The 2,582-nt window shown below is 73.2% G+C and carries 2 protein-coding genes; both read right to left on the bottom strand.

Features of this window, described 5'->3' with window-relative positions:
• On the bottom strand, window positions 1-704 hold a 704-nt coding region (locus tag AB0C29_RS42940), incomplete at its 3' end, for a ComF family protein (protein WP_360833345.1).
• A 10-nt stretch (window positions 705-714) separates the two neighbouring features.
• Complete coding sequence (locus AB0C29_RS42935) at window positions 715-2,532, bottom strand: LpqB family beta-propeller domain-containing protein (protein WP_360833343.1); 1,818 nt, start codon at window positions 2,530-2,532, stop codon at window positions 715-717.
• Window positions 2,533-2,582: the final 50 nt, after the last annotated feature.

The following is a 2,582-nucleotide window of genomic DNA, read 5'->3' as shown; positions in this document are numbered from 1 at the left end:
GCGGCCCCGGTGACCTGCATGTCCGCCTCCCGCAGACGACCCGCCACCGCGGCCAGCGTGGCCCCGGTCGTGACGATGTCGTCGACCACTATCAGCGTGCCTCTCATCGTCGGCCCGCGTCGCGGAATCCGGATCCGGGCCCCCTTGATTCGCAGCGAATTCTCAGCCGCCGCAGCGCGACCGGCTACGTCCAGTGACGCTGAGTCCGCCCGTGGGAGCGCCCGCAGCGGCTGGACGACGTCAGCGTCCCAGCCGGCCGCGCGCAGCCGCCGCACGGTGTGTGCGGCCAGTCGCGCCATGTGGTCACCGTGGCGTTCCCGCGCGGCGGCCGCCGTCGACGGGACCGGGATCAGACGCACCGGGGTCCGCGGGCCGGCGCCGCCCCGCCGGGCGGCCTCGGCGACCGCCCCGGCGAGCAGCGACCCCAGCGGCCGGGCGAGCCGGTGCCGGCCCTTCTCCTTGTACGCCAGCAGCACACCCCGCACCGGCCCCGCGTACGGCCCGACAGCCGTGCACAGCGGCATCCCGGGTGGTGGTGGCACCGGAGCGGTCGGAAAGGGCGTCAGAGCCTCCAGGGACGCCACGCAGCCGGCGCACACCCCGAAGCGCAGCGCCACCCGCTCGGCCCCGCAGCCGGCGCAGGCGCTGGGCAGCACCAGGTCGGCCAGGTCCGCGCCCAGCCGGGACCACCGTGCCGTCGGCATACCGCTCCGTTCAGCGCAGGAAGGACGGCGAGGTGGGCTTGACCCCGGACGGCGGGTTCGGCACCGCGACGGCCAGGTCGGCCACCGTGATCCGGACCGGGTCGGACAGCACGTCGAAGGCGTCCCCGTTGGCCACGTACGCGATCGTGTCGGAACTTTCCGTGCCACTGATCGGGCTGACCGGGTACGCCGTCAGGTAGCTCACGGTCTCCGTGCCGATGTCGGCGAGCCGCTCGGAGACGAAGGAGCCGTCGATGGTCATCTCGAAGATGGCCACCCGGCTCTTGTCGGCCCGGGCGCCGGCCACGGTCAGCCAGGTCTCGCTGCTCCAGTCGACCGCGCTGACCTGCTTCAGCGGCGCGGTGAGAATCTGCTCCGCGGGCAGCATCCGGACGCTGGCGCCGCTGGTGGACAACGCGGCGACGGAGAGCCGGCCCCGCGAGACCAGCGCCACGCGCCGGCCGTCGGGCGCGACCGCCACCGCCGTGATGCCGTCGCCGGCCCCGTCGACCTTGGTCAGCGAGGAACCCTCCGTGGTGGTGAAGCTGTAGAGCCGGCCGCCGACCGTGACCAGGCCGATGGCCGGCGCTCCGGGCTCGGCCGAGGTGATCGCCCAGACCGGCTGGCCGGTCGCGCCCTTGGGCAGGCTGATCTTGGCCAGGGCGACCCGCTCGCCGGCGGCACCGGCGCCCACCCGCAGCTCCTCACGCCCCCCCGAGGTGACCACCAGGGCGGCGAAGCGGCGGCTGCCGGAGCCGGCCAGCGCGGCGGCCCGGACGAACCGGTTGTCCTCCGGGCGCAGCAGCGGCACCGGATCCGAGGCGTACGGCGGGCCGGACATCCGGCGCACCTGGCCGTTGTAGACCAGGAACCGCTCCGGCGTGGTCTCCAGCGCGTAGGCCGGGTTGCTCGTGTAGTAGTCGGTGCCGGTGTATTCGATGCTGTTCTGGTTGCCGACCTTGAGCTCGAGGGTGTTCCACTGGCCGGACCGCAGCGACCACATGAGCTGGCGCCGGAGCCGGTCCAGCTTGGTCTGGTCGTCGGGCGGGCGCACCGCCTGACCGCTGAGGTTGATCTGCAGCTTCTCGCCGCTGGGGGCGGGCACGTTGCCGTCCAGGGCGGTGCCCTCGGGCAGCGTCTCCACCGCGTTGCCGAGCCAGGGTGACGGCCCGGCCATCAGCCATTTGATGATCTCGTTGGGCTGCTGCTCAGACGGCAGGTCACGGGGCAGATACCGCTCATCGGGGACGAGGCCGGTGTACTCGTGGTTCCAGAAGTAGAGCTTGCGCCGCTCGTAGAACCGGTCCAGGGCGTCGTCGGAGATCAGCAGCACGGGCGGCGCCTTGGTGACGAACAGCCCGGTCTGGCCGGGCGAGCTCGACACGGTGAGCGTGTACTCCTGCGGGGAGTCGTCCGCGGACGGGTCGAGGATGCCGTTGTGGTTGAGCACGCCGACCGTCTGGGCGCGCAGCAGCACATCGACGCTGCCCGGGTTGACCAGCGGGGTGTCGACGAGGTGGACGACCCGGACCTCGGCTGCCGGGTCGAACGACGAGGCGGCTGTCGGTGAGAGGAACTGCTTGACCCGTTCCATCGCGGTGTTCGGGTCGCCGGCCGCCGCCTCCAGGTAGTTGCGCACGAAGGTGTCGCGATCCGAGCTGGCGAGGCGGTCGTGCCGCGTGGGGGTGACGTCCTCACCGGTCGAGACGCCGGTCGACGGTCCCGGCCCGACCCGCTGGACCTCGGTGCTGTCCGGGATGCCGCAGCCGCCGGCCAGCAGCACGGCCACCAGCGGGGCAGCCAGGAGCGTGCGCAGCCGCCGGGTCACCGGACCACCTCGGCGGCCTCGTCGGTGATCCCGTCGGTGGCGCCGTCGGT

Origin of the sequence: Actinoplanes sp. NPDC048791 (assembly GCF_040650095.1) — a bacterium.
GTDB lineage: Bacteria > Actinomycetota > Actinomycetes > Mycobacteriales > Micromonosporaceae > Actinoplanes.
The sequence above is the reverse complement of the archived record's forward strand: the minus strand, read 5'-3'. Positions and strand labels throughout refer to the sequence as shown.